This is a genomic window from Corynebacterium occultum (assembly GCF_009734425.1).
Classification (GTDB): Bacteria; Actinomycetota; Actinomycetes; order Mycobacteriales; family Mycobacteriaceae; genus Corynebacterium; species Corynebacterium occultum.
In genome coordinates this window covers 1,987,131-2,011,583 of record NZ_CP046455.1, presented here as the reverse complement: position 1 = coordinate 2,011,583, position 24,453 = coordinate 1,987,131, and the positions used below count along the sequence as shown (strand labels likewise).

The 24,453-nt window shown below is 64.3% G+C and carries 23 protein-coding genes; 17 read left to right on the top strand and 6 right to left on the bottom strand.

Going from position 1 to position 24,453, the window contains the following annotated elements; genetic code table 11:
- The first annotated feature begins 2 nt into the window (after nt 1-2).
- From COCCU_RS09325 to COCCU_RS09270, 12 genes are all read left to right on the top strand, one after another.
- The gene (locus COCCU_RS09325) at nt 3-662 is read left to right on the top strand and encodes a cell division protein FtsQ/DivIB (RefSeq protein ID WP_156231246.1); all 660 of its coding nucleotides are present in this window, start codon (nt 3-5) and stop codon (nt 660-662) included.
- A 307-nt stretch (nt 663-969) separates the two neighbouring features.
- The gene (gene ftsZ, locus COCCU_RS09320) at nt 970-2,340 is read left to right on the top strand and encodes a cell division protein FtsZ (protein WP_156231245.1); all 1,371 of its coding nucleotides are present in this window, start codon (nt 970-972) and stop codon (nt 2,338-2,340) included.
- 11 nt (nt 2,341-2,351) lie between these two features.
- Nucleotides 2,352-3,074, top strand: coding sequence for a peptidoglycan editing factor PgeF (pgeF, locus tag COCCU_RS09315; RefSeq protein ID WP_156231244.1), 723 nt, complete (start codon nt 2,352-2,354; stop codon nt 3,072-3,074).
- A 21-nt stretch (nt 3,075-3,095) separates the two neighbouring features.
- On the top strand, nt 3,096-3,803 hold the full coding sequence (locus COCCU_RS09310; RefSeq protein ID WP_156231243.1) for a YggS family pyridoxal phosphate-dependent enzyme: 708 nt from the start codon (nt 3,096-3,098) through the stop codon (nt 3,801-3,803).
- A 65-nt stretch (nt 3,804-3,868) separates the two neighbouring features.
- Complete coding sequence (locus COCCU_RS09305; RefSeq protein WP_156231242.1) at nt 3,869-4,312, top strand: cell division protein SepF; 444 nt, start codon at nt 3,869-3,871, stop codon at nt 4,310-4,312.
- A 223-nt stretch (nt 4,313-4,535) separates the two neighbouring features.
- Nucleotides 4,536-4,829, top strand: a complete 294-nt coding sequence (locus tag COCCU_RS09300) for a YggT family protein (RefSeq protein ID WP_156231241.1) — start codon at nt 4,536-4,538, stop codon at nt 4,827-4,829.
- Nucleotides 4,830-5,222: 393 nt separating this feature from the next.
- Nucleotides 5,223-6,422, top strand: coding sequence for a DivIVA domain-containing protein (locus tag COCCU_RS09295; RefSeq protein ID WP_156231240.1), 1,200 nt, complete (start codon nt 5,223-5,225; stop codon nt 6,420-6,422).
- A gap of 460 nt (nt 6,423-6,882) precedes the next feature.
- Nucleotides 6,883-10,074: an isoleucine--tRNA ligase gene (ileS, locus tag COCCU_RS09290; protein WP_156231239.1), complete on the top strand. Its 3,192-nt coding sequence runs from the start codon at nt 6,883-6,885 to the stop codon at nt 10,072-10,074.
- A gap of 108 nt (nt 10,075-10,182) precedes the next feature.
- Nucleotides 10,183-11,037, top strand: a complete 855-nt coding sequence (locus tag COCCU_RS09285) for an EamA family transporter (RefSeq protein WP_231598727.1) — start codon at nt 10,183-10,185, stop codon at nt 11,035-11,037.
- 42 nt (nt 11,038-11,079) lie between these two features.
- Nucleotides 11,080-11,730, top strand: a complete 651-nt coding sequence (locus COCCU_RS09280) for a HEAT repeat domain-containing protein (protein ID WP_156231238.1) — start codon at nt 11,080-11,082, stop codon at nt 11,728-11,730.
- Nucleotides 11,731-11,733: 3 nt separating this feature from the next.
- Entirely contained in the window at nt 11,734-12,726 is a 993-nt protein-coding gene (locus COCCU_RS09275; protein WP_156231237.1) for a MerR family transcriptional regulator, read from the top strand.
- Between the two features lie 7 nt (nt 12,727-12,733).
- A complete protein-coding gene (locus COCCU_RS09270; RefSeq protein WP_156231236.1) occupies nt 12,734-14,119 on the top strand; it encodes a DNA polymerase IV in 1,386 nt (461 codons plus the stop codon).
- Between the two features lie 36 nt (nt 14,120-14,155).
- Here the strand turns inward: COCCU_RS09270 and COCCU_RS09265 are convergent, their stop codons facing one another.
- Together COCCU_RS09265 and COCCU_RS09260 are read right to left on the bottom strand one after the other, a co-directional pair.
- Entirely contained in the window at nt 14,156-14,404 is a 249-nt protein-coding gene (locus tag COCCU_RS09265; RefSeq protein WP_156231235.1) for a hypothetical protein, read from the bottom strand.
- 13 nt (nt 14,405-14,417) lie between these two features.
- Nucleotides 14,418-15,407, bottom strand: a complete 990-nt coding sequence (locus COCCU_RS09260) for an asparaginase (RefSeq protein ID WP_156231234.1) — start codon at nt 15,405-15,407, stop codon at nt 14,418-14,420.
- 183 nt (nt 15,408-15,590) lie between these two features.
- On the opposite strand from COCCU_RS09260, the gene COCCU_RS09255 reads away from it, so the two are divergent.
- Nucleotides 15,591-16,190, top strand: a complete 600-nt coding sequence (locus tag COCCU_RS09255) for a hypothetical protein (RefSeq protein ID WP_156231233.1) — start codon at nt 15,591-15,593, stop codon at nt 16,188-16,190.
- A gap of 66 nt (nt 16,191-16,256) precedes the next feature.
- Here COCCU_RS09255 and COCCU_RS09250 read toward each other — a convergent pair whose 3' ends face one another.
- Together COCCU_RS09250 and COCCU_RS09245 are read right to left on the bottom strand one after the other, a co-directional pair.
- Nucleotides 16,257-17,945, bottom strand: coding sequence for an ABC-F family ATP-binding cassette domain-containing protein (locus COCCU_RS09250; protein ID WP_156231232.1), 1,689 nt, complete (start codon nt 17,943-17,945; stop codon nt 16,257-16,259).
- A 164-nt stretch (nt 17,946-18,109) separates the two neighbouring features.
- On the bottom strand, nt 18,110-19,150 hold the full coding sequence (locus COCCU_RS09245) for a hypothetical protein (protein ID WP_231598726.1): 1,041 nt from the start codon (nt 19,148-19,150) through the stop codon (nt 18,110-18,112).
- A 58-nt stretch (nt 19,151-19,208) separates the two neighbouring features.
- Between COCCU_RS09245 and lspA the strand changes: the two genes are divergently transcribed.
- From lspA to COCCU_RS09225, 4 genes are all read left to right on the top strand, one after another.
- A complete protein-coding gene (lspA, locus tag COCCU_RS09240; RefSeq protein ID WP_231598725.1) occupies nt 19,209-19,772 on the top strand; it encodes a signal peptidase II in 564 nt (187 codons plus the stop codon).
- Nucleotides 19,772-20,698 carry an RluA family pseudouridine synthase gene (locus COCCU_RS09235; RefSeq protein WP_197088328.1) on the top strand — a complete coding sequence of 309 codons (927 nt, stop codon included), beginning with the start codon at nt 19,772-19,774 and terminating at the stop codon, nt 20,696-20,698. The genes lspA and COCCU_RS09235 overlap by 1 nt, the downstream gene beginning before the upstream one ends.
- Nucleotides 20,695-21,282 carry a hypothetical protein gene (locus tag COCCU_RS09230; RefSeq protein WP_231598724.1) on the top strand — a complete coding sequence of 196 codons (588 nt, stop codon included), beginning with the start codon at nt 20,695-20,697 and terminating at the stop codon, nt 21,280-21,282. The genes COCCU_RS09235 and COCCU_RS09230 overlap by 4 nt, the downstream gene beginning before the upstream one ends.
- A gap of 285 nt (nt 21,283-21,567) precedes the next feature.
- Nucleotides 21,568-22,278, top strand: coding sequence for an 8-oxoguanine DNA glycosylase OGG fold protein (locus tag COCCU_RS09225; protein WP_331457802.1), 711 nt, complete (start codon nt 21,568-21,570; stop codon nt 22,276-22,278).
- Here the strand turns inward: COCCU_RS09225 and sucD are convergent.
- Nucleotides 22,262-23,146, bottom strand: coding sequence for a succinate--CoA ligase subunit alpha (sucD, locus tag COCCU_RS09220; RefSeq protein ID WP_156231229.1), 885 nt, complete (start codon nt 23,144-23,146; stop codon nt 22,262-22,264). The two genes, COCCU_RS09225 and sucD, sit on opposite strands and share 17 nt — an antisense overlap.
- An 80-nt stretch (nt 23,147-23,226) precedes the next feature.
- Nucleotides 23,227-24,396, bottom strand: a complete 1,170-nt coding sequence (sucC, locus tag COCCU_RS09215) for an ADP-forming succinate--CoA ligase subunit beta (protein WP_156231228.1) — start codon at nt 24,394-24,396, stop codon at nt 23,227-23,229.
- Between the last annotated feature and the right edge of the window lie 57 nt (nt 24,397-24,453).

Genomic DNA, 24,453 nt, shown 5'->3' with positions numbered 1-24,453 from the left:
GCATGTCCTGGAAGAAGCTCAGCCTGGCGTTGCTCAGCCTCGCGGTCCTGGTGGCGGCGGTCTTCGGCATGGTCTGGGCAGTACCCATCCTGAAGGTCGAGAACATCGAGGTCAGTGGCACCCGGCACCTTCCGGAGGAGGAGGTCCGGGAGGTCTCCGGGATCGCCACGGAGGAGAATATGCTGCGGGTCAATGTTGCCGCCGCAGCTTCGGCAGTGGCGGATTCCCCCTGGGTCAAGGCTGTCAGCGTGCGGCGTAACTGGCCGGCCACCATCAGCATCGACGTCACCGAACGCAATGCGGTGCTCTTCACCGACACCGCTGAGGGCATCAAACTGATCGATGAATCCGGGGTTCCCTTCCTCATCGGCGAGCCCCCCGCGGAGACGGTCGAGGTCACCGGTGACGCCAATGACGACACCGCGGAACTGGTTGAGGTGGCTGAGGTGGTGGCCGCGGTGGACCCGGCGGTCCGGGAGCAGGTGGCCCGGGTGGAGGTGCCCTCCGCACTGGAGATCACCTTCCATCTCCATGATGGCCGCAGCGTCTACTGGGGCGCGAACCGCGACAACCATGACAAGGCCTTGGCGATGGAGACGGTGCTCAGCCGGGAGGGCCAGCATTGGAACATCTCCAACCCCACCATGGTCACCGTCCGTTAGAGCGAAGATGGTGCGCATCGGGGGAGCCCCGAAGCCGGGTCTGGGGTCCTTGGCCCCCGGAGTCGGCTAGGGTGGACAAGAAACGGTTTCGGGTCTGTCCCGGGGCCGCGGCGGGGTCGGTGTCTGTGCACGTCACAACCCTAAAGTTAAGGTTGAGAGATCGACACGCCGTCGCAAATGTCCGACAACTCGCGCAGGTTTTGGAAGATTATATAGAACACGCGCACTGGCAGCGGGTTTCCCGCTGGTCCGGAAAAAACTGAAGCTTCGCACAGCACACTCTCTTTGAAAGGCGAGACATAACCTTATGACCTCTCCGAACAACTTCCTCGCCGTTATCAAGGTCGTCGGCGTTGGTGGCGGTGGCGTCAACGCCGTCAACCGCATGATCGAGGAGGGCCTCAAGGGTGTTGAGTTCATCGCCGTGAACACCGACTCCCAGGCCCTGATGTTCTCCGATGCCGATGTCAAGCTCGACATCGGTCGTGAGGCCACCCGTGGTCTCGGTGCCGGTGCCAACCCCGATGTGGGCCGGACCTCTGCTGAGGACCACAAGAACGAGATCGAGGAAACCCTCAAGGGGGCGGACATGGTGTTCGTCACCGCAGGTGAGGGTGGTGGCACCGGTACCGGTGCCGCTCCGGTGGTGGCCAATATCGCCAAGAAGATGGGTGCCCTGACCGTTGGTGTCGTCACCCGCCCCTTCAAGTTCGAGGGCAAACGCCGCACCCGCCAGGCATTCGAGGGTATCGAGGCGCTGCGCGAGGTCTGTGACACCCTCATCGTCATCCCGAATGACCGCCTGCTGGAGCTCGGTGACTCCAACCTCTCCATGATGGAGGCGTTCCGCGCCGCCGATGAGGTGCTGCACAACGGTGTCCAGGGCATCACCATGTTGATCACCACCCCGGGCATGATCAACGTGGACTTCGCGGATGTTCGTTCCGTCATGTCGGATGCCGGCTCCGCCCTGATGGGTGTCGGTTCCGCACGGGGCGATGACCGCGTCATGAGCGCCGCCCAGCAGGCCATCAACTCCCCGCTGCTGGAATCCACCATGGAAGGCGCCAAGGGTGTTCTGCTCTCCGTCGCCGGTGGTTCCGACCTCGGCCTGCACGAGGTCTACCAGGCCTCCTCCATGGTGGAGGAGAAGGCCGACCCGGATGCCAACATCATCTTCGGCACCATCATCGACGACAACCTCGGAGATGAGGTCCGCGTGACCATCATCGCCACCGGCTTCGACGGTGCAGACTCCTCCAACGTCAACAATGACACCCCCTCCCAGCAGGCTTCGCAGCAGGCTAACCCGGCCACCCAGGCCCGGGCAGCTGAGCCGGTCACCCCGGCCCCGGTGAACAATGCCATCAACCCGGAGCAGAGTGGCAACCGCGACTCCATGTTCGGGGAGCGCGGCCAGGCCGAGACCCGTGAAGAACGCGGCCCCTACGGTGAGCGTGCCGCCAGCGCCCGTCACCGCTACGAGGACCGGCCGGCCAGCGGTGGACTCTTCACCTCCAGTGAGGATCGCTACCGCGACTCCCGCCGGGATGAGCGTCGGGACGAACCCCGCGACGACCGTTACCAGGACCGTCGTGATGACCGCCGCGATGACCGCCGCGATGATCGTCGTGATGATGGCGACGATGATCTCGACGTGCCGAGCTTCATGCGCTAAAATGCCAGCTCATGGCATTGAATGAGGTTAACCGCCCCGTCCGTAAGGTGTTCACCACCCGAGCGGGCGGGGTTTCCCTTTCCCCCTACCGCTCCTTCAACCTGGGAGATCACGTCGGTGATGATCCGGCCGCGGTGGCCACGAACCGGGCACGCCTGGCCGAATCCATCGGGCTACCCGAACGCAACCTGGTGTGGATGGAACAGGTCCACTCCAACACGGTCACTGTGGTGGACGCGCCCCGGGAGAACCCGGTCCCGGCCACCGACGCACTGGTCACCACCAGCCGGAGACTGGCGCTGGCGGTACTGGTCGCGGACTGTGTCCCGGTCCTGCTCTCCGACCACCACAACGGGGTCGTCGCCGCAGTCCACGCCGGGCGGATGGGGGCACGCAACGGCATCGTGGAACGCACCGTGGCGCAGATGGTGGAACTCGGCGCCGAAGCGGCCCGGATCCACGTGCTGATGGGGGCCGCCGCCTCGGGTAAGAATTATGAGGTACCCAAGGCGATGGCCGATGATGTGGAATCACGCCTCCCCGGATCCCGGACCCGCACCTCCCAGGGGACCTGGGGGATCGACGTCCGTGCCGGGCTGATCCGGCAGCTGCTGAGCCTGGGTGTCACCGCCATCGACTCCGATCCGCGGTGCACCATTGCGGATGAGGATTTCTTCTCCTACCGCCGGGAAGGAAAGACTGGTCGTCAGGCCGGCCTGGTGTGGCTGCCCTAGAACTCTCAAGAAGGAAGTTAGTTGAATACTGAGCTAGATACCCGCAGCATCGAGCTGTCCGAGAACATCGCCGCGGTGCGGCGGCGTATCGACGCCGCCCTCCTCAAGGCCGGGCGTGAGGGTGAGGAGGTGCAGCTGCTGCCGGTGAGCAAGTTCCATCCGGCGGAGGACCTGCAGCGGCTGGTGGACCTCGGGGTCCCCATGGTCGCGGAGAACCGCGAACAGGAGGCCCGAACCAAGGCGGAGGCCGTGCCGGGCGCCCAGATCCACATGATCGGCCAGATCCAGTCGAAGAAGGCGAACTCGGTGGCCCGCTGGGCTGCCGCGGTGCACAGCATTGACAATGAGAGGTTGATCAGCGGGCTGGAGCGGGGGATGTCCCTGGCCCTGGAGCGTGGTGACCGCAGCACCGCGGTCCTGCCCTGTTTCATCCAGCTCAGCGCCGACGGTGACACCTCCCGGGGTGGGGCGGTGGCCGCGGACGTCGATAAGCTGGCTGCCGCCCTGCAGGAGGCGGAGCATCTGGAATTAGCCGGGGTGATGTGTGTGCCGCCGCTGGGCTCTGATGCCGCCGAGGTGTTCGCCTGGGCCGCCGGAATCCGGGACGGACTGGGATCCGGACTCAAGCTTTCCGCCGGTATGTCAGGGGATCTGGAGGAGGCGATTTGCGCCGGCTCTGATGTCGTGCGTGTCGGAACGGCTATATTCGGAAATAGGCCAGTACGGTAGACTGCAATCCGCCCGGAAACTGCCGTCAGCTGCACAATCTCACAATTTTCTAAGGGGACACCGCGATGTCAATCATGAAGAGCGCCAAGGAATTCTTCGGTCTTACTCCGATCGACATGGAGCAGGACGACGCCTACTACGCCGAGGGCTCCCGCTACGGGGAGACTCAGGGCTCTGCGGCATACGCACCCCGCCACGATTATGAGGACTATCAGCCGGCACCGACCCCGGAGCCGGCCAGCTACGCTGCCACCATCGTCCCCGTGGAGCTGCGCTCCTACAAGGAAGCCGCCCGTATCGGTGAGCCCTTCCGGGATGGTGACGTCGTGGTCTTCGATGTCAACAACATGGACAAGTCCGAGGCCACCCGCCTGGTGGACTTCGCCGCCGGTCTCTGCTTCGCCGTCCGCGGCGACATGAAGAAGGTCGGCCCGAAGGTGTTCGCCATCATCCCGGAGAACGCTGATGTCACGGAGCGTGAGCTGGAGCGCGCCGCGCGCCTGCGCTAGACCCCGCCGGGGAGGTCCTCGCACGGCGGAGTATCGGGCAGACACCGCCTTAAGACCGCACCTCGCCCATGATGTGGCGGGGTGCACTTCGTCTTGGGCTATCAGTATCTGGGCGGGCTGGGGGGTTGTTCAGGGCGGTGGGTGGGGGGGCGAAGAAAGTTTTCCGGGATGTGTACTGCGGCACTTTCGCACCAGAAGGGTTCCGTAGGTTAGGCTCGGAACCGTGACGCTCATCGGAACCATTCTCTACGTGATCATCCGGATCTTTGTGCTGCTGCTCATCGCGCGGCTCGTGATCGAGATGATCCACTCCTTCTCCCGCAACTTCCAGCCGCCCCGGTGGTTCAGCTATGTCGCGGAACCGATCTTCCTGGTCACTGATCCGCCTGTGAAGGCGCTCCGGAGAATAATCCCCCCGGTGCGGATGGGTGGGGTGGCCCTGGACATCTCAGTGATCGTGCTCTTCTTCATCATGATGCTCCTGCAGATCGTGGTGCAGGTGGTTTTCCTCATCTGATGAGATGCTCCGCCGAAGCCTTTCCGTGGCTTCGGCGGATTTCTGCGTTTCAGGCTGGTCCTCTTCAGCGAGGGGAGTCAGGGAGGACCCGCCCAGGGTGATGCCGGGGAGGCGAATCCCCGGAACATGAGTAGTGACAGGCTCTGGGGTGGGGGAGTTTCCGGGCAAAACCCGTGCTGAAGTGGCTGAAGGGAGTGGAGTGAAGGAAGATGAAGTAGTCTGATGGTTTTTGAGGGGTTACCCCTACCTGGTGAACCGGCCTGCGAGTCGGACACAGGAAAGGGTGTTGCCGAGTACACTCAGAACATAAACAACGTAATATGATGTGGAATTCAAGTGTGGGAACGCCCTGCATCTTGTCAATGGGACAGATAGAACTCGAAGGGAACGCTAATGCCGCTGACACCAGCAGACGTGCACAATGTCGCTTTCAGTAAGCCGCCGATAGGCAAGCGCGGCTACAACGAAGACGAGGTTGATCAGTTCCTCGATCTCGTCGAGGACACACTGGCTCAGTTTCAGGAGGAGAACGACGAACTGCGCCAGCGCTCCGAGGAGCTGGAGAAGGCCCAGAAGAGTGGTGCCACTGGTGGCTCGGTTTCTTCTGGCTCGGGTTCTTCCGTTGATGAAGCAGCGATCCGCAAGGATGCCGAGGCCAAGGTTCGCGCTGAGTACGAAGCGAAGCTGACCGAGGTGCGTAAGGCCAACCAGGCTGAGCTGGACAAGCTCCGCAACGAGGCAGAGAACGCCCGCAAGCAGAACACCCAGGACAGCTCCAAGTCCGGTGTGGACACCGCAGCCCTGGATAAGGCCCGCAAGGAAGCTGAAGAAGCTAAGGCTGAACTGGCCAAGGCACGCTCCGAGGTTGAGTCCGCCCGCAAGGAGGCCGCTGCCGCCAAGGCTTCCGCCGCTTCCCGTCCTTCCGCTGCCGTCAGCGCTGCCGCACCTTCCGGTACCGCCACCGCTGACACCCATATGCAGGCCGCCAAGGTTCTGGGCCTGGCCCAGGAAATGGCTGATCGTCTCACCACCGAGGCGCAGGCTGAGTCCCGCTCCATGCTGGATGAGGCACGTTCCGCCGCCGAGAAGCAGCTCAATGAGGCTGAGACCCAGGCCAAGAACACCGTCGATGAAGCCAACCGCAGGGTTGCCACTCAGCTGAGCGAAGCCGACACCAAGGCCAAGACCATGGTTTCTGAGGCTGAGGCCCAGTCCCAGAAGCAGCTCAGCGACGCTGAGAGCCAGGCCAAGAACACCATCGACTCCGCTAACACGCAGGCGAAGAACACCATCGACTCGGCCAATGCACAGGCCAGCACCACCGTCGATGAGGCCAACGCCCGCGCTGAGGCACAGATCCGTCAGGCCGAGGAGAAGGCCGCTGCACTGCAGGCCGATGCGGAGCGCAAGCACAACGAGATCATGTCCACGGTCAAGCGTCAGCAGACCGCACTGGAGACCCGCATCTCCGAGCTGCGTGTCTTCGAGCGTGAGTACCGTACCCGCCTGAAGACCCTGCTGCAGAGCCAGCTCGACGAGCTCGACAGCCGTGGTTCCTCCGCACCGCAGGGTGAGCCGGAGAAGCAGGGCTAGATACAGCCCCTCGCAGCTGTGTGGTTGATCCGCACCGCACTCCCTCGCACATCCCCCCTACAAGGGGGGGGGTGGCGGGGGAGTTTTTTCTTCCCCCGGGGAGCCCCTCAGGGTGGCCACTCCGACTGGCCGGAGGTGGGGATCAGTGATTCAGCCAGCGGGGATATGGTGCGCTACACTTGTCAGCTATAACGCCTCTCCTGTTGAGGGGGAGGACGTCAACGCGATGAACCGGCCATCACCGGGGAGCATCCGGAAGAACTGCCAGGCCACCTTGGCTGGCACAGTAGAACCGGACGGGTGGGACCGTGACATACCTTCAACACACAAGGAAGTGGAGTGCCGGCGCATCAGGCGCCGGTGCTCAAGCGGGGTGGTACCGCGCAGTCTGGTTTCAGGCGGCGTCCCTGCACTGACCGTGCTTATCCGAAGCTGTGTGATGAAGGAGTTGTCGAGGCTAATGAGTGAAGCCGTAGGTGGGGTTTACCCGAAGGTGGACCTGACGGGTGGATCAACCCGTTTCCCTGACATGGAGGAAAAGGTCCTCAAGTACTGGGATGAGGACCAGACTTTCCAGGCCTCCCTGGAGAACCGTGAAGGCTGCGAGGAGTACGTATTCTACGACGGTCCGCCCTTCGCCAATGGTCTGCCGCACTATGGTCACCTGCTGACCGGCTACGTCAAGGACATTGTCCCCCGTTTCAAGACCATGCGCGGATACCACGTGCCCCGGGTCTTCGGCTGGGACACCCACGGACTGCCCGCCGAGCTGGAGGCTGAGAAGCAGCTCGGCATCAAGGACAAGGGCGAGATCGAGAAGATGGGTCTGGCCAAGTTCAATGAGTACTGTGCCACCTCCGTTCTGAAGTACACCAAGGAATGGGAGGAGTACGTCACCCGCCAGGCTCGTTGGGTGGACTTCGAGAACGGTTACAAGACCATGGACCTCTCCTACATGGAGTCCGTGATCTGGGCCTTCAAGCAGCTCTATGACAAGGGCCTGATCTACCAGGGCTTCCGTGTCCTGCCCTACTCCTGGGCGGAGCACACCCCCCTGTCCAACCAGGAGACCCGCCTGGACGACTCCTACAAGATGCGTCAGGATCCGACCCTGACCGTGACCATGCCGGTCACCGGTGCCGATGCCGGTTCCGCTGCCGAGGCCACCCTCAAGGCCCACCCGGAGCTTTCCGACGCCGCCTTCATCGCCTGGACCACCACCCCCTGGACCCTGCCCTCCAACCTGGCGCTGGCCGTCAACCCGGAGGTCACCTATGCCGCCGTCAAGGTCGGGGAGTCCGGTGCCGAGGGCTTTGCCGGCCAGGTCCTGATCCTGGCTGATGCCCTGCGTGGGGCACACACCAAGGAACTGGGTGAGGACGCCGAGGTGCTGCTGACCTTCCCGGGCGCCGAGCTCGTGGGCTTCACCTACCAGCCGGTCTTCGACTACTTCGCCGAGGAAGCCGAGAACAACGCCTTCCGTGTGCTGCCGGCGGCATACGTCACCACCGAGGACGGCACCGGTGTCGTCCACCAGGCCCCGGCCTTCGGTGAGGATGACATGAGCATCTGTAAGGAACACGGCATCGGCGTGGTCATCCCCGTCGACATGGACGGTAAGTTCACCTCCCTGGTCCCGGACTACCAGGGCCAGCTGGTCTTCGATGCCAACAAGGACATCATCAAGGATCTCAAGACCAACGGCCGGGTGGTCCGCCACGCCACCATCGAGCACTCCTACCCGCACTCCTGGCGTTCCGGTGAGCCCCTGATCTACATGGCGCTGCCCTCCTGGTTCGTCAACGTCACCGAGATCCGGGACCGCATGGTCAAGCTCAACCACGACCAGATCGAGTGGATGCCCGGCCATATCCGGGACGGCCAGTTCGGCAAGTGGCTGGAGGGTGCCCGTGACTGGAACATCTCCCGTTCCCGCTACTGGGGTTCCCCGATCCCGGCCTGGGTCTCCGACAGCGAGGAATACCCGCGCGTGGACGTCTACGGCTCCCTCGATGAGCTGGAGGCAGACTTCGGGGTACGCCCGAAGTCCCTGCACCGCCCGGACATTGATGAGCTGACCCGCCCCAACCCGGATGACCCGACCGGCAAGTCCACCATGCGTCGTGTCACCGATGTCCTCGACGTCTGGTTCGACTCCGGCTCCATGCCTTTCGCCCAGTTCCACTACCCCTTCGAGAACAAGGAGTGGTTCGAGTCCCACGCCCCGGCGGACTTCATCGTGGAGTACATCGGGCAGACCCGCGGCTGGTTCTACCTGCTGCACGTGCTCTCCGTGGCACTTTTCGACCGCCCCGCCTTCAAGAAGGTCGTCGCCCACGGCATCGTGCTCGGTGATGACGGCCAGAAGATGTCCAAGTCCAAGGGCAACTACCCCAACGTCAACGAGGTCTTCGACCGCGATGGCTCGGATGCCATGCGCTGGTTCCTGATGAGCTCCCCGATCCTGCGCGGCGGCAACCTGATTGTCACCGAGCAGGGGATCCGCGATGGGGTGCGCCAGGCGCTGCTGCCGATGTGGAATGCCTACACCTTCCTGCAGCTCTACTCCTCCAGGCCGGCGGAGTGGTCGGTGGACTCCACCAACGTCCTGGACCGCTACATCCTGGCCAAGCTGCATGACCTGGTGGCCAATGTCTCCGGTGCCCTGGACGCCACCGACATCTCCCGTGCCTGTGATGAGGTCCGCTCCTTCTCCGATGCCCTCACCAACTGGTATGTGCGTCGTTCCCGTGACCGTTTCTGGGTCGGCGATGACCAGCACCCCGAGGCCTTCAACACCCTCTACACCGTGCTGGAGACCCTCACCCGGGTCGCCGCCCCGCTGCTGCCTTACCTTTCCGAGGTCATCTGGCGTGGTCTGACCGGTGGTCGCTCCGTCCACCTGACCGATTTCCCGGCAGCCGAGGCCTTCCCGGCTGATGCTGACCTGGTCTCCGCCATGGACGCCATCCGTGGGGTCTGCTCCGCGGCCTCCTCGGTGCGTAAGGCGCATAAGCTGCGCAACCGTCTGCCGCTGCCGCAGCTGACCGTCGCGCTGCCGGATTCCGCCAAGCTGTCCGAGTTTGCCGACATCATCCGCGATGAAGTCAACGTCAAGGAGGTGCTGTTGACTGATGATGTCGACTCGGTGGGCACCTTCGAGGTTGTCGTCAACGCCAAGGTCGCCGGCCCCCGGCTGGGTCGTGATGTGCAGAAGGTGATCAAGGCCGTGAAGTCCGGCAACTACACCCGCGAGGGGGAGATGGTCATCGCCGATGGCATCGAGCTGCAGGAGGGTGAGTTCACGGAGCGCCTGGTGGCCGCCAACCCGGACTCCACCGCCCAGATTGACGGTGAGGAAGGTCTCGTCGTCCTGGACATGAACCTGACTGAGGAGCTCGAGGCTGAGGGTTGGGCCGCGGATGTGATCCGTGGTCTGCAGGACGCCCGCAAGGCCTCCGGGTTCGAGGTCTCCGACCGCATCAGTGTGAAGCTCGCTGTTCCGGCGGATAAGCAGGAGTGGGCCAAGCGCCACGCCGCACATATCGCTGCAGAGGTTCTGGGCACCTCCTTCGAGGTGACCGAGGGCGATCTGGGCGAGGGTGCGCATGACATCCTCAAGGGGGTCACCGCGACCGTCGCCAAGGTCTAGTTGGCTTCGTAGCGGTGAAGCTGCCCAGCCTGTTTCTTCCCCCTGGGGTGAGGGTGAGCAGGCGACAACCCCCGGGGTGAGGGGGGAGTGCAGATAGCATTGGCTCCCATGAATACCCTGCGCTCCGGCAGATCCGAGAACCGCCTGCTGGCCCCGGCCGTCATGGTGGTTTCCGGACTGTCCCTCTATGCAGGTGCCGCCATCGCGGTGGGCCTGTTCGAGATCTTCCCACCGGTGTTGGTCGCCTGGTTCCGGATCGCGGCGGCCGCCGTCATCCTGCTGCTCTTCAACCGCCCCAGACCCCGGGCCTTCATCGGGGAAGTGGGTTTCCGGGCGGCGGTCTACGGGGTGCTCACCTTAGGCATGAACATGACCTTCTATGAGGCGATCGCCCGGTTACCGATGGGAACTGCCGTGGCCATCGAATTTCTCGGTCCCATCCTGGTGGCGGCCTGGGGGTCGCGCTCCGTGCGGGACTGGGTGGCCCTGGCGCTGGGTGGTGTCGGGGTGCTGGTGATTTCCGGGGCGAGCTGGTCCGCCTCCGCCACGGGCATTCTCTTTGCCCTGGCCGCGGGATTGTTCTGGGCGGGTTATATCGTGGCCGGTTCCCGGATTGCCGGGGACGCCGGTTCCTCCCGTTCCTCCATCGCCGTCGGTTTCACCTGGGCTGCGGTGCTGACACTGCCGTTGATGTTCTGGTTGTGGCCGAACCAGGTGGAACTCCCGCTGATCCAGATGATCGGCCTGGCTGCCGGCCTGGGGTTGTTGTCCGCGGCGATTCCCTACAGCCTGGATCAGGTGGTGCTGCGACTGGCGGGCCCGGCCTATTTCGCCCTGTTGCAGGCCATCCTGCCGCTGGTGGCCGCGCTCGTCGGGGCGTTCGCCCTGGGGCAGTGGCTCTCCGGGGTGGAGATCATCGGCATTGTGCTGGTGGTCGCCGCAGTTGCTTTGCGACGCCCCTGATAAACTCCCTGGCTTGACCTTGACACGGTGTCAGGCGGTGTCATGGCAGACATGAACACCGAGAAGCTGAACCAGGCCCTGTCCGCAACCGATGCCAGCATTCGCCTGCGCGCCGCCCTGACCGCCGGCACCCACCCTGACCTTGCCCTGCCTGAGGTGCTTCTGGAGCGCTGCGCCGTGGAGCCGGACTTCTTTGTCCGGGACATGCTCACCTGGGCGATCACCCGGTTGCCCACCGAACTCACTTTTCCTGCCCTGGTGGCACAGTTGGCTGATTCCCGCCCCCAGGCGCGCAGCCAGCACCTCCACACCCTCTCCAAGCTCAGGGAGCCGGCCACCTGGCAGGCCCTGCCGTTGGCTCTGCTCCATGATCCGGAGGTGGAGGTGGCCCGGGCAGCCTGGCGTTGCGCTCTGAGGGTGGTCCCTGCCGAGGAGCAGCCCCGCCTGGCCCGGGAGCTCCTGGGGGAGCTGGGCCGCGGCACCCCGGAGATCCAGCGCAGTCTCAGCCGCGCGCTGGCGGAACTGGCAGATGAGGTGACAGCACTGCTGCACCAGGTGGACACCCCGGATGCGGCGGTGGCCGCCCACGCCAGGGCCACCCTGCACCTGATTGAGGACCCCGAGAGTGATTTCCTCGCTGATCTGGCCGCCGCCCAGAGGGTTGCCGTCCTGGGTTCGGCGCAGGAGAATTAGGAAATGCGGATTGGCGAGTTCTCAGCGCGCAGCGGGGTCAGCGCCCGCATGCTGCGCCACTATGAGAAGCTGGGCCTGATTGAGGCTGCGGAACGCAGCTCAGCCGGTTACCGGGAGTACCGGGAGACCGACCTGGCCCGGATCTTCCACATCGAGAGCCTGCGCACCCTGGGGATGTCGCTGAGTGAGGTCAAGGAGGCCCTGGATGACCCGGATTTCCGCCCCTCGGAGCTGCTCTCTGAACTGATCCGGGACACCCGGGACCGACTCCGCCGGGACCGGGAACTGCTCAGCAGGTTGCGGGCGGTCCAGGAGGTGGGCCCCGCCGACTGGGATTCGGTGCTGGAGCTGATCGGGATGCTCCGCCAGTTGCGTTCCCCCGAAGCCGCACAACGACAACGGGCGGCCTTTGATGCCGGAAGTGGGCAGCACCCCCCGGTGGAGACCTTGGCGGAGGCGGCCCTGCGGGAGGAGAACCTCAATGTGGCGGGCGCCCTGCGCTGGGCGCTGCGCCAGAGCGGGGAAGCCGGCTTGTCGGCCATCGCCCGCCGCAGCAATCACCCCGAGCCACGCATCCGACGCCAGGTGATGCGGATCCTGGGGGAGGAGGCGGCGTCGCCAAGCGCGCGGGTGGGGTTGCGCCACGGCCTGGTGGACCCGGATGAGCAGGTGCGGCAACTGGCGGCCCTGGCCCTGAGGGAACCCGCGGCGGCACCACTGCTGGTGGAGATGATTCTCGCAGGTCACCATGATGTCGAGGCCGCGGAAACCCTGGCCGCACTACCTGATTCAAAGGTGTACCTGAGACGCCTGCAGGTGGAAGTGGAACAACGCACCGCAGGAGACCCGGCGCGGGCACGCCTGACCCAGGCCCTGGCGGAATTCCGGGGCCCGGAGGTCACCGAGGTGCTTCGCGGGTTGTGCGGGGATGCGGAGCGGCAGGTGGCGTTGACCGCGGCCGCCATCCTGAAACAGCGGGGGGAGGGGATACCCTGAGAGGGACATGGAACGCTGGGTACTGCATATCGACATGGACGCCTTCTTCGCCTCCTGCGAACAGCTAACCCGACCGACCTTGCGGGGCCGCCCCGTTCTGGTGGGTGGGGTCAGCGGCCGCGGAGTGGTCGCCGGTGCCTCCTATGAGGCCCGGAAATTCGGGGCGCGTTCCGCCATGCCCATGCATCAGGCCCGGGCACTGGTGGGGTTTTCGGCGGTGGTGGTCTCCCCCCGCAAAGAAGTCTATTCCGCCGCCTCTCAGCGGGTTTTCGAGATCGTCGCCCGGGAGGCGGGGGTCATTGAACAACTCAGTATCGATGAGGCCTATCTGGAACCGGAGGAACTGGTGGGGGCCAGCCCGGCGGCGGTCACCGAATGGGCGCATCATCTGCGGGGGGTGATCCGCGCGGAAACCGGCCTACCGGCCTCCATCGGGGCGGGCAGCGGAAAGCAGTACGCCAAGATCGGCTCCGGGGAAGCGAAACCGGATGGGGTGTTCGTCCTGCCCCGTGCTGAACAGGAGAAGGTGATCGGCCCCATGGCGGTGGAGGCACTCTGGGGGGTGGGCCCGGTGACCCGCAGCAAACTCAACCAGATCGGGGTGGAAACCATCGCTGATCTGGCGGCGTTGAGCCAGAAAGAGGTGGAGATCAGTTTGGGACCCACCCTGGGCGCAGAACTCTGGCTCCGGGCCCGGGGGGTGGATGAACGCCCCGTGGTGCCCCGCGCTGAGGCGAAGCAGATCTCCGCGGAGCACACCTACCTGGCGGACCTGCAGACCCGGGCGCAGGTTGATGCGGCCGTCACCCGCGCCGGGGAGGGAGCCCACCGCAGGTTGCTTATCGACGGCCGGGGTGCCCGCACCGTGAGTGTCAAGCTGCGGATGGCGGACTTCCGCATCGAATCCCGCTCCTTCACCCTGCCCTATGCCACCGATGAACTGGACACCCTCATGGCCACCGCCTTCCGGCTGGTTCGCTACCCGGAGGAGATGGGTCCGATCCGGCTGGTGGGGGTGTCCTTCTCCGGGTTGGAGGAGGCCCGTCAGAATATTCTCTTCCCGGAACTGGATCAACAGGTGGTCACCCCACCACCGGCGGACAGTGACTATGAGTCGGGAATGCGGGCCAGTAGCGACCCAGAGCCGGAGATCAGTGTCAGTGAGCTCAGCGGGGCGGTGGGCTGGCGGGCCACCCAGGATGTCCGGCACCCTGAGTACGGCCATGGGTGGGTACAGGGGGCGGGACATGGGGTGGTGTCGGTGCGTTTCGAAACACGCAGCACCACCAGGGGAATCACGCGTTCCTTTGCCGCCGATGATCCGGATCTGCAGCTGGCGGATCCGGTGGACAGTCTGGACTGGGCTGAGTGGTTGGCAGACCGGGAGGAGTAGAACCCCTGCCGGGGTTCTCAGGGGGGAACAGGCGGGTTATTCCCCCGGGTTTTCCGGATCGCCCTCCACCTCCGGGTGACCGGCCTTGAACACCAGCCAGTAGAACGACACCGCCAGCAGCACCAGTGGAGGAAAGAGAAAAACCAGGCCCGCCATGATCAGGGCCACCAACAGCAACCAGGGCTCCCGGGCACCACGCCGCCAAACACTGATGGAGACCGCGATGATCACCGCCACCACCAGATAGGGGGCGAGGTTCTGGTAGAGCTCACTGAGCAGATCCACGACAGCTCCCCCCTCACATGCCGGAATCCTGGAACACCGCTGCCGGATCCACCCCGGCGGCCAGCGCCGCGGCGAGCAACATCCGGGCCTGGCCGGGACGGTAGTGGGCCGACCCCAACGCCCCCTTCGCCGCCAGGGTGGCACCACCACCGGCACCACCGTAGGAACCATGCACCTCACCCTGGGCAACCCGGGTGCTGATCACCACCGCCACCCCGGCATCCAGTGCCTCACCCAAGGCCACACCAAGTTCGGTACCCACATTTCCGGCACCGAGGGCAGCGACCACCAACCCCTGTGCCCCCTCCGCCAGGGCGGCATCCACCTGGGTGCGGGGCGCGCCGGGCCAGGCGGCGATGATGTCGACGCGGACGTCGCGAAGCGGCACCTGGGTGGGAAGTGGCCGGGGCCGGGGATGTGCTGCCGGGGCGGTGCTGCCAAAACCGTTCAGGGCACTGGTGTGCACCTTTGTGGCACCCCGGGCCGGCAGCACCGCATGACCGAAGACGATCAGGGTGCCGATACCCCGGGCGGCGGGATCGGCGGCAACCACGGCGGCCTCGAAGAGGTTTTCCGGACCATCACCCTCCGGATGATCGAAGGGGAGCTGGGAACCGGTGAAGACCACCGGGCGGGGATCGGTGTGGAAGACATCGACCGCCACCGCGGTCTCCTCCATGGTGTCGGTGCCGTGGGTGACCACCACCCCGGACACCTCCGGATCCTCATATACGCGGTGCACCGCGGTGATGATCTCATCGACATCCGCGAGCGTCATGGAGGAGGAATCCAGCCGGTTCAGTTCCCGAACCTCGAAGGTGGTGCTGGCCGGATCAAAACGGCTCCGCAACCCGGACACCAGTTCCTCGCCACTGACCGTGGGGATCAGGGAACCCTCTGGTCCGCGGGTGCAGGCGATGGTGCCACCGGTGCTCAGAACCACGATCTTCACCGCCGCCGGAGCAGGGAGGGAAGCCTGGTTCAGGGTGGGGGAGGTACTCATGAAACCCAGAATGCCATAGCGTGGGGCGGCGGCGTGTTCGCCCCAGGATATGAAATCGTTACTTCATAACGTGTACGATCACTGTGATCCATCGGCGCCGCCCCAAAACAGCACCCACACGCATCTCAGCTGAGCACTGCACTGCACCGAATTAACCGGGCGTCGAGAATGCGAGGAGATAACGTGAAGCTTTCCAAGATCACCGCCGCCACCGCCGTTCTGGCGGCCGGGCTTTCCCTGGCTGCCTGCGGCAACGGGGAGGAAGAGACCGATACCGGCAGCAGCACCACCGCTGCCTCGTCCTCAGCGACCGCCGCCGCCCCGGAGCTGCCCAGCGCCGCCGATCTCAATGAGGTCATTGCCGTGGCCTCCGACCCGAACCTGCCGACCGAGCAGAAGGTCTACACAGTGCAGGGCGGTGAGACTGCGCCGGAACTCTTCGAGACCATGGCGCTCTCCAAGCAGGAGTCCGGCGCTGATTTCCAGGTCGTTGACCCGGTGCTGCCCGGCTTCACCCCGGACTCCGTCCTGGCGACCGTGAACTTCAGCCTCCCGGAGCGTGACCCCCAGGTCGCCGAGAACGTCGAGTTCATCTACGAGGAAGACACCTGGAAGCTCTCCCAGTCCTGGGCCTGCTCCCTGATCACCAACACCGTCGACCCCGCCCAGGTGCCGGAGATGTGCCTCGCCCAGACCCCGGCGGAAGGTGCCCCCGCAGAAGAAGCCCCGGCTGAGCTCGCTCCGGCCGAGGAGATGCCGGCGGAAGAGATGCCGGTCCAATAAACACAACCGCAGGGGGCCCTGATACCGGGAACCCCCTGCGAAATTGTTCTGCTACGCGGCAGGTCCTTAAACCGATTGCAGGGTGAGGATCCTGCCGCGTTCGTGTTTCTCCCAGCGACGCCGGATCCACCGGTCATGGGTGGCGAGGATCAGGGTGCCGGGGAATTCCAGCAACGCCTGCTCCAGCTCCTCCGCCAAGGCCAGGGAAAGATGGTTGGTCGGCTCATCCAGCAGCAGCAGATCCGGCGGACTGGCCAGGATGATGCCGAGCGAGACCCGGCGACGCTGCCCCAGGGACAACGCCCCGATCGGACGATGCACACTCTCCTCATCCAGCAGACCCATTCCCACCAGATCCGGGCTCTGGGCCGCAGCGCCGGCTTTCTGGGTGTTCTGGGCGGCAGCCTGAGCGGCGTCCTGGGCGGCGGTGAAGATCTCCGCCGGGGTGAGAGAAAGATCCGGCCATTGATCATCCTGGGCCAACCGTGAAATCTGCACCTCCTCCGGAATCAGCAGTTCCCCAGAAGTGGGCTCCAACCTTCCCTCCAGCAGGGAGAGGAAGGTGGACTTGCCGGTGCCATTGGGGCCCTCGATGAGCAGATGCTCACCGGGCTGCAACTTCAGATCCAGGGGGCTGAGTCTTCCCTCCAGCGTGAGCTCCCCGGCCACCACCATCGGAACCCCCAGCGCAGCCAGATTCTGGTGCGGCGGGATGCCATGGAAACGTAACCGCTCCGGGGGAGCGGGGATCTGGTTGCGTTCCAGGTCAGCCAGGCGGTTACGGGCCGAACGCAGCCGATTACCCAACGTCTTGGCAGCCCGGTCGGCATAGAACTTCTGGCTGATCCGTGACTCCGACTTCGGGGCTGAGGAATGGAAGATATCCGACTCCCCCTGACCGGCCTTGCTCCCCAGACGTTCCCGCTCCTGCTCCTGAGCCGCATAGTCGTCGGCCCAACGGCGGCGGGCATCCTCACGGGCGGCCAGATACTCCGAGAAGGCACCACCATAAACCGAACCCTGACGTAGCGGATCCCCCGCCCCACCCTCCGGGCCGAGCGCAGGATCCAGATCCACCAGCCCATCGGCCACCTGATCCAGGAAATGACGGTCATGGCTGGCCACCAGCACCGGGCCACGGTAGGAACGCAGCTCAGCAATCAGAAAATCAACCGCCGCATCATCCAGATGGTTGGTGGGCTCATCAAGCACCAAGGCATCCACCGGGCGCAACAGCAGGGCAGCCAACGCGAAACGACGACGCTGCCCACCGGACATCGCCCCCAGCTCAGTGGCAGGATCAACCTCAGCCAACCCCAACCCGGCCAGGATCGTGGAGATCCGGGAGTCCAGCTCCCAGAGCCCGGACTCCTCCGCCCGGGCCAGCGCCGCATCAAACTCATCCGCGGCACCCGGCTCCTCCAGACGCGCGGCCAGCTCCTCGATCCGGGTTTCAATGGCACGCAGCTCAGCCACCGCCTGCTCAATCAGTCCACTGGCGGGGGAGTCAAAGGGAAGTTCAGTTTCCTGGGCAATGAAACCGGTGGTGGGAGGCGTGGTGATCACACCCCCATCAGGAGTCAGCGTGCCGTCGATCAGATGCAACAGGGTGGACTTACCGGCCCCGTTCTCACCGATCAAACCGATCACCCGACCCGCGGGCACAGAAAAATTAATGTCGGTGAGCACCCTGCGGTCCGGGTAGGAGAAGCTGATGCCATCCAGCTTGAGGTGATGGGAAGAAGAGACAGACATGAAAAAGATCCTTCGGAGGGGGGTGCAGCAGGCAGCGAGTCAAGAGGACTCCAGCCACCGCTACGAAACGAACCGAGCCAGACATCCCCGGTCAGGGAGGGGCTCAGTGAGGGTCGCGTTAATTACCGAAAGATCTTCATGAATGTAAAATCTAGTGCACAGCCTTAACCGAAGTCAAGGACAGAAGAGGAGTCCTGCACCACCCGAACCTCAGAATCCTCACCGCCGTAAATCACCCGGGTGGTGAACTCCACCCGACCCGCCACCGGCAGTGACTGCCCCAGATCAACGCTCAGGGAACCGGTACTGGTGGTGTTGGAGTTGAGCACATTCAAGGTACCTGCCTCACCTTCCGCCATCCCCTCCTGACCCTCCAGGGACAGTGCACCCAGGGCAGGGCGCTGCGTGACACTGACATCCAGCTCCACCCCCTGCCCCGACACCTCCTTCAAGGTATAGGTGGTGGTCTGCAGGAGTGTCGCCTCACCGGTGACCCGGCTGTCCACACTCCAGATCGCGCCGGGGCCCACTGCCTCATCGGGGAAGACCACCGGCAGGGAAAGCACCTTCATCAGGGCCGACTCCGCGGTCTGTCGGCCGACATCGGTGGCCTCGACCGGGGCAGCCAGCTGCACCGTGGTGGCCTGGCCGTTGAAGTTGCTGCGCAGCCCCAGCCGGAAACCGGTGGCCGAGGCCAGATCCTCATTCTGGCTGATATCGCTGTGGGTGGGGGTGCCCAACTGCCATCTCACGTTGCGGTCCGCCTCGACCTCATTTTCATTGTCGGGCTCATCAGCGGCCGCGGCCGTCGCGCTCAACGGCAGGGTGATGGTATCCATCTCGCCTTCCCCGAAGTCCGTGACCGTAGGGGCAGCCGGGTCCACGGCATCCCCGGTGGCCACACTCTGCTGGAAACCCTGGGAAACTTCGATGGTGGTTTCCTGGGGGCTGGCCCCATCCTCATCAGCGGGGATGTCATTGAACTCCAGCACCCGGCCAGGGCCGGCACCGGTGGACTGCAGCATCACCCGGGAGGGATCAACCTCCAGGGCGACAGCTTGTTCCACTTCCGCGCCTTCCTCCTCCTCGGTGCTGCCGCAGGCGCTGAGCACCAGGGCAGAGGTGGTGAGCAGCACCGCCAGGGAACGGCTCAGCTTCCTTCGGGAAGGGCTGCTGTGGGGACGGAAAATCGGGTTAAGACGCACAGGTCCCAAGATACCGTGCCGGTGGTCGGGTGGAGTTTTGAGGTGTTCATGGTGGAAGATGGGAACCGTGCGAACTAAAGGTAGGAGCTATATCCCGATGATGGCCCTGGTGGTCATCGTCATTGCGGTAGTCGATCAGATAACAAAGACCATCATGCTGAACTGGCTGGAACCGGGGGTGCCGGTCAATGTCATCGGAGACTGGTTCCGCTTTTACCTCCTGTTCAACCCCGGCGCGGCCTTCTCCATGGGGGAAGGCTCGACCTGGCTGTTCACCTGCATCCAGATCGCCTTCATCCTCGGAGTCGCGATCTACTCGCCCCGGGTCACCGACCGGTGGACCGGTTTCGGCCTGGCACTGATTGCCGGCGGTGCCGCCGGAAACCTCATCGACCGTCTCTTCCGGGAGCCACAGTTCTTTCTCGGCCATGTCGTGGACTTCATCTCGGTGGGGAACTTCGCGGTGTTCAATATCGCCGACAGTGCGATCACCGTCGGCGTGGTGGTCTTCATCATCGCCATGTTTGTTGAGGAATTCCGCGAGAATGCCAGGGCCCGTGCGGCTGAGGCTGATGGGGATGGCAGCATCGAATCTGTGGTAACCACCGAAGGGGGTAAATAATGAGTCGTGATTCCCGGACTTTAAGTGTTCCCGAGGGTTTGGAGGGCATGCGTGTCGACGCCGCGCTGGCCAAGCTGCTCGGTATCTCCCGCACCGTGGCAGCTGAGTTGGCCACCGCGGGTGATGTGGAGGTCAATGGTGTTGCGGTGGGTAAATCCGAACGCCTGAATGCCGGTTCCTGGCTGGATGTGCTCCTGCCGGAGCCGGAGGTTCCCCTGGTGCCCAAGGTGGAACCGGTGGAGGGCATGGACATCCTCTACTCCGACAATGACCTGATCGTGGTGGATAAGCCGGTGGGTGTGGCTGCCCACCCGACCGTTGGCTGGGATGGTCCGACCGTGATCGGCGGATTGGCTGCCGCCGGTTTCCGGATCTCCACCTCCGGCCCGCCGGAGCGCAAGGGTATCGTCCACCGGTTGGATGTCGGCACCTCAGGTGCGATGGTCGTCGCCGCCTCGGAACGCGGTTATACCGTGCTCAAGCAGGCTTTCCGGGAGCGGACGGTGCTCAAGACCTACCATGCCCTGGTGCAGGGTCACCCGGATCCTTTCAGCGGCACCATTGAAGCCCCGATCGGCCGACACCCCTCCGCCGGTTGGCGTTTCGCGGTGACCTCTGACGGCAAGCCGGCGGTCACCCACTACGAGACCATCGAGGCATTCCGTCAGGCCACCCTGCTCAAGGTTCATCTGGAGACCGGCCGCACCCATCAGATCCGCGTTCACATGTCCTCCCTGAATCATCCCTGCTGTGGCGACCCGATGTACGGCTCAGATCCGGAGCTGGCCAAACGCCTTGGTCTGATCCGTCAGTGGCTGCACGCCGAGACCCTCGGTTTTCATCACCCGGTGGGTGGCCGTTGGATGGAGATCAGCTCGCCCTACCCGGATGATCTGAAGCATGCCCTCGAGGTGCTGCGGGGGTGAGTGAGGATACAGAGGTGAGCGTGGATAAGTGGCGCAAGATCATCGCCATAATCTGTGTGCTTGGTCTGGTGGCGGTGCTGCTGGTGCTCTCCTTCTCGGACCGGACCGCAAAACCGATGAGCCTCAACGGTGACATGCTCGGCCAGGATGTCTCGGAGTCCCTGGCGGACTACCGGGGTCGGGCCGCTGATTCCTTGGCTGCCGCCCCGGCTGATGAGCCGGGTTTCGGGTTGATCACCTTCACTGGGCCAGCCACCCCTGCGGTGGCCGCTGAGGTGCTGGCTGGGCTGGGACGGGTCAACGCCATGATCATGCTCTCTGCCCCTCCGATCTCACTACCGGAGCCGGTGTCGGGGGAGACCCGGGAGGATGTGTTCAACCGGGAGCTTGACCGCATCGACTACAGTCTCGCCGGGGTCGGGGACATCACCGCACCCCGGGAGATCAACTCCATCGTCGCCTGGGATGATGGGGAGGCTTTCCGTGCTGTCGCGGAACATGAGTCGGTCCTGATCGTGGAGGTACTTCCTCCCGACGCATCCTGGGGTCGCTTCGGGATACGCCCCGTGAATCTCAGCTCCTGAGGAAGCAGCCCCCAGGGGGCTGAGAGTGACACCAAAGGCCGGTTCTTTCCTTGATCTGGAGGAAAGAACCGGCCTTCTGCCTCGGGTTGCGCTGCCTACGTCAAGGGCGGTGGGAAGAAGTCGGGTATGAAGCCCCACCGCAGATAGGCGAAAACCGCGTAGACCATGGGTGGAATCCTGCCCCGCGGCCCTGGCATGGTGGGTTGTCAGGTAGGGACTCAGCCCCTATTTCCCTGCGGGTCGCGGAGTTCGGGGATCAAACGTATCCTCGCGGGTGTGGACAGCATGCGGAATCTGGATCCGCCGATCTGGTTGGTGGAGTGGCTCACTGGAGCCAATCCTTCCGTTGACATTTTCCACCAGGGGGTGTGGGTCAACCGGGAGGCGATGGAGGAGGAACTCCGGCGCAATGGTTTCGAACACCGCATCTTGGGGGACTACATCAGCCGTACCCAGCTCTTTGAGCTGGCTGACTGGGCCCGGGAATCCCGGGAGGGGGCCCTGACGCTGCTGTGGAACTCCATGGCCTGGGCGGAAGGGCGGGCCAACCGGAATAACCGTCGGCGTATCCGACGGATCTCCGATGATGCGGAACGTATCGCGGACCTGCTCAGCGCTGCCTCCCGCCTCTCGCTTCTCGACGCCGAGGCGGCCTACACCCGGCTCCTGCATGGTGCTCGCACCCCGGCGATCCCCACCGTGGGGGCTGCGGTGTTCAGCAAGTACCTCTACTTCAGTGGGGGAGGCCGCCCCGGGCACCGGAACCTGATGATGGACGGAGCGGTGGCTGCAGGTCTGGTGGAGGCCGGGTGGGAGGGTTTCCGGCGGAACAACTGGTCAACGACTGAATATCATGAATATCTTGAGCTGCTGGATCGTTGGCAGCAGGTGCTGAAGCCGGAGTTCCCGCGGTTACGGGGAGACATGGTGGAAAGAGCGTTGTGGTTCCGGGGCGCGGGGGAGACCCGCCGCAAGAAGGTCAGAGCGCCGCAATAACGCGTTTCATCAGATCCGCGGTGTCGGTGGGGGTGGTGCCCACCTGCACTCCGGCCGCCTCCAGGGCCTCCTTCTTGGCCCGGGCGGTGCCGACTGAGCCGGTGACGATGGCGCCGGCGTGTCCCATGGTCTTGCCTTCCGGGGCGGTGAATCCGGCGACATAGGCGACCACCGGTTTACTCACCTGCTCCTTGATGAATTCCGCGGCCCTTTCCTCGGCATCCCCGCCGATCTCCCCGATCATGACGATGGCGCTGGTGTCAGGGTCGGCTTCAAAAGCTGCCAGGGCGTCGATGTGGGTGGTGCCGATGATCGGGTCACCACCGATGCCTATGGCGGTGGAGATGCCGATCTCGGCCAACTCGTACATCATCTGGTAGGTCAGGGTGCCCGACTTTGAGATCAACCCGATGGGTCCGGGGCCGGTGATGGTTGCCGGGATGATCCCCGCCAGGGAAACCCCGGGGGTGATGATGCCGGGGCAGTTCGGCCCGATGATGCGGGTACCACCCGCCTGCTTCGCGTGGGCCCAGACCTCGGCGGTGTCCCGGACCGGCATCCCCTCAGTGATGATGACCACCAGGGGCATCCTGGCATCGACGGCTTCGACTACGGCATCCCTGGTGAAGGCGGGGGGCACGAAGATCACCGAGACATTCGCCCCCGTGGCCGCCATTGCCTCGGCGACGGTACCGAAGACGGGGAGCTCGCGTTCATGGATGGTGATGGTCTGCCCGGCCTTACGCGGGTTGGTGCCACCGACCACCTCGGCACCGGAGGCCAGCATGCGGTGGGCGTGTTCGGAGCCCTCTGAACCGGTGATGCCCTGGATGATGATCCGGGAGTCTCCATCGAGGAAGATCGCCATGGTTTCTACACCTCATTCTTCTGTGCCTGGGATTAGGTTGCTGGGTTAGGGTGCGGTGTTCACTCAGGTGCGGTGTTGACTCAAGTATGGTGGGCGAGCTCGGCGGCCTTGTCGGCGGCTTCATCCATGCTGGAGACCAGCGTGAGCAGGGGGTGGGCATAATCCGTGAGGATCGCCCGGCCCTGTTCGACATTATTGCCGTCCAGGCGAACCACGATCGGCTTGGTGGCGTTGTCCCCGAGAGCCTCCAGGGCCCCACGGATGCCCCGGGCGACCACATCGCAGGCGGTGATGCCTCCGAAGACATTGACCAGGACACTGCAGACCTGCTCATCACCTAAGACGACATCCAGTCCGGCGGCCATGCTTTCCGCAGAGGCACCGCCGCCGATATCGAGGAAGTTGGCGGGTTTCTGCCCACCGTGGCGCTGGCCTGCCTCAGCGACGATGTCGAGGGTGGACATCACCAGGCCAGCCCCATTGCCGATGATCCCCACCGTTCCCGCCAGGCGGACATAGTTGAGGTCATGCTCCCGGGCCTTGAGTTCCAGGGGACCCAGGCCATCTGCGATTTCAGCGATGTCCCCCCAGTTCTCGTGGCGGAAGTCTGCGTTGTCATCGAGGGTGATCTTCGCATCCAGGGCGATGATCTCACCCCTGGCGCTCAGCACCAGGGGGTTGACCTCCACCAGGGTGGCATCCTCCTCCCGGTAGACCTCATAGATGTGCTGCAGCACCGGAATGATCTTTTCCGCGGTGTCTGCTTTGAAACCGGTTGCCTTCACGATCTCCCGGGCCTTGGCTTCATCAATGCCCCGGAGGGGATCAACCGCCACCCGTGCCAGGGCGTCGGGTTGTTCCGCGGCCAGCTGCTCGATGTCGACCCCACCCGACATGGAACAAATGGCCAGGTAGGAACGCTCCGCGCGATCCAGTAGTACCGAGAAGTAGAATTCCTCGGCGATGTCCATGGCCGGGGCGAGCATCACCTGCTCCACCCGGTGGCCCCTGATGTCCATGCCCAGGATATCGGCAGCCACCTTGGCGGCCTCCTCCGCACTGTGGGCCATCTTGATGCCCCCGGCCTTGCCGCGGCCACCAATCTTGACCTGGGCCTTGATCACGACGCTACCTCCCAGTTCGGCGGCTGCTGCCGCGGCTTCCGCCGGGGTGGTGGCCACCACCCCGGGTAGCACCGGGACACCGTGATCCTCGAAAAGTGAGCGTGCCTGGTATTCAAAGAGATCCACGTTTAATCCCATCCCTGGTCGGGAGTTCGACCACTTGATCTGGCTCCGATATCAGAT

Bases quoted from the DNA above. Each gene is read 5' to 3' on its own strand.
- COCCU_RS09250 (WP_156231232.1), bottom strand. From the start codon at position 17,945: ATGTCTGTCTCTTCTTCCCATCACCTCAAGCTGGATGGCATCAGCTTC.
- COCCU_RS09275 (WP_156231237.1), top strand. From the start codon at position 11,734: ATGCGGATTGGCGAGTTCTCAGCGCGCAGCGGGGTCAGCGCCCGCATG.
- pgeF (WP_156231244.1), top strand. From the start codon at position 2,352: ATGGCATTGAATGAGGTTAACCGCCCCGTCCGTAAGGTGTTCACCACC.
- COCCU_RS09305 (WP_156231242.1), top strand. From the start codon at position 3,869: ATGTCAATCATGAAGAGCGCCAAGGAATTCTTCGGTCTTACTCCGATC.
- COCCU_RS09280 (WP_156231238.1), top strand. From the start codon at position 11,080: ATGGCAGACATGAACACCGAGAAGCTGAACCAGGCCCTGTCCGCAACC.
- COCCU_RS09285 (WP_231598727.1), top strand. From the start codon at position 10,183: ATGAATACCCTGCGCTCCGGCAGATCCGAGAACCGCCTGCTGGCCCCG.
- COCCU_RS09295 (WP_156231240.1), top strand. From the start codon at position 5,223: ATGCCGCTGACACCAGCAGACGTGCACAATGTCGCTTTCAGTAAGCCG.
- COCCU_RS09270 (WP_156231236.1), top strand. From the start codon at position 12,734: ATGGAACGCTGGGTACTGCATATCGACATGGACGCCTTCTTCGCCTCC.
- ileS (WP_156231239.1), top strand. From the start codon at position 6,883: ATGAGTGAAGCCGTAGGTGGGGTTTACCCGAAGGTGGACCTGACGGGT.
- COCCU_RS09225 (WP_331457802.1), top strand. From the start codon at position 21,568: ATGCGGAATCTGGATCCGCCGATCTGGTTGGTGGAGTGGCTCACTGGA.
- COCCU_RS09235 (WP_197088328.1), top strand. From the start codon at position 19,772: ATGAGTCGTGATTCCCGGACTTTAAGTGTTCCCGAGGGTTTGGAGGGC.
- ftsZ (WP_156231245.1), top strand. From the start codon at position 970: ATGACCTCTCCGAACAACTTCCTCGCCGTTATCAAGGTCGTCGGCGTT.
- sucD (WP_156231229.1), bottom strand. From the start codon at position 23,146: ATGGCGATCTTCCTCGATGGAGACTCCCGGATCATCATCCAGGGCATC.
- COCCU_RS09260 (WP_156231234.1), bottom strand. From the start codon at position 15,407: ATGAGTACCTCCCCCACCCTGAACCAGGCTTCCCTCCCTGCTCCGGCG.
- COCCU_RS09325 (WP_156231246.1), top strand. From the start codon at position 3: ATGTCCTGGAAGAAGCTCAGCCTGGCGTTGCTCAGCCTCGCGGTCCTG.
- lspA (WP_231598725.1), top strand. From the start codon at position 19,209: ATGGGAACCGTGCGAACTAAAGGTAGGAGCTATATCCCGATGATGGCC.